The organism is Streptomyces sp. WAC06614, from assembly GCF_003949795.1.
In the GTDB taxonomy this organism is placed as follows: domain Bacteria; phylum Actinomycetota; class Actinomycetes; order Streptomycetales; family Streptomycetaceae; genus Streptomyces.
In genome coordinates, this window is the sequence record NZ_RPRY01000672.1 from 1 (window position 1) to 1,331 (window position 1,331).

A 1,331-nucleotide genomic window follows, 5' to 3' on the forward strand; every position below is an offset into this window, starting at 1 on the left:
GGCGTGGGCGAGCTGGCCGAGGGCGCGTACCAACAGGTCGCCCGGCCACTGGCCCGGGTCCCCGCCGATCGCGGCCTGGCCCGGCTCGCCCACCACGCCCCCCGGGCGGCCCCGCCGCGGCACCAGGCCTCCCCGCTCCGCCGCCCCCGCCGCACGCTCCCGGACGGGCGTCGTGGGGCCGCCCGACCCACCCCCGCCCGCGGAAGGCCGTACGTCCCGACTCCGCTCTACCTCCGCCAGAACAGGTGGTGCGTCACGCCACTGGCGCTGGGCACGACCTCCAGACGGAACCGGTCGAGCAGCTCGTCGGGCGACTCCCACAGCCGGAGCCCGGACCCGAGCTTCACCGGCGAGACCACCACGTGCAGGGTGTCGACGAGGCCGGCGTCCAGGAACTCCCGGAGCACGGTGACTCCGCCGCCCAGCCGGACGTCCTTGCCCTGCGCCGCCTCCCGCGCCTGCTCCAGGACCGCGGCCGGGTCGCCGCCCACGAAGTGGAACGTGGTGTCGGAGAGCGTGATCGAGGGACGCGGATGGTGCGTCATGACGAAGACCGGGGTCCGGAACGGCGGCTCGTCACCCCACCACCCGCGCCAGTCGTGGTCCTGCCAGGGCCCGCGCTGCGGCCCGAACTTGTTGCGGCCCATGATCTCGGCCCCGATGTTGCGTGCGTGGTCCCGCGTGAAGTAGTCGTCGAGGCCGCGGCTCCCACCGGGCTCGGTCCGCATGGGCCAGCTCGCCGTGGCACCGGCCCAGGCGAACAGCAGCGCGGGGTCGACGGAGCTGCCGAACGGGTTCTCCAGGCTCTGGTCCTCACCGGCAGCGATTCCGTCGCTGGAGATGCAGAAGTTCTGTACGCGCAGTAGCTGGGCCATGGGCTCCTCCTGGGGGTCGACGACGGTGATAAGACTTCCCGGCCCCCGAGAACTCATCGCTCGGCGCCACGCGGACCCGGCCCCGGGCCCTCGCGGGACCCGTCGCCGTATCCCAGTGCCATGGAAATCACCCCGCGACGCCCCTCGCGGCCTTCGATTCGCGGGGCGAAGTGGCCCAGGCCACACATCAAAGACAGGTACAAGTCCTCACAGAACGCGACATTCCGGCCCGCTGCCGGTGAGGCGCCCCACAGGACCCACGTCACATTCGGCCCCGCCTAGTAGACCTCCGCCCCACCCTGGGACGGCCCGCTCGGCGGTTCCGTGGCCCCCGCCGCCCGCTGCTGCTACGGCCGCTAGTAGGTGGGGGGCGTTGCCAGGCGGTCCGGGGGCTGGCTAACTGGTGTTGTCGCCGAGGCGGCCGGGGCGAAAGGCCCCCCGCCGGGACGAACCCCT

The 1,331-nt window shown here is 73.5% G+C and carries 1 protein-coding gene; it reads right to left on the bottom strand.

Annotated elements, in window-relative coordinates; translation table 11 throughout:
- Nucleotides 1-227: 227 nt before the first annotated feature.
- Nucleotides 228-875 (bottom strand): dihydrofolate reductase family protein, encoded by a 648-nt coding sequence (locus EF918_RS35790; protein WP_125652986.1) that lies wholly within the window; start codon nucleotides 873-875, stop codon nucleotides 228-230.
- Between the last annotated feature and the right edge of the window lie 456 nt (nucleotides 876-1,331).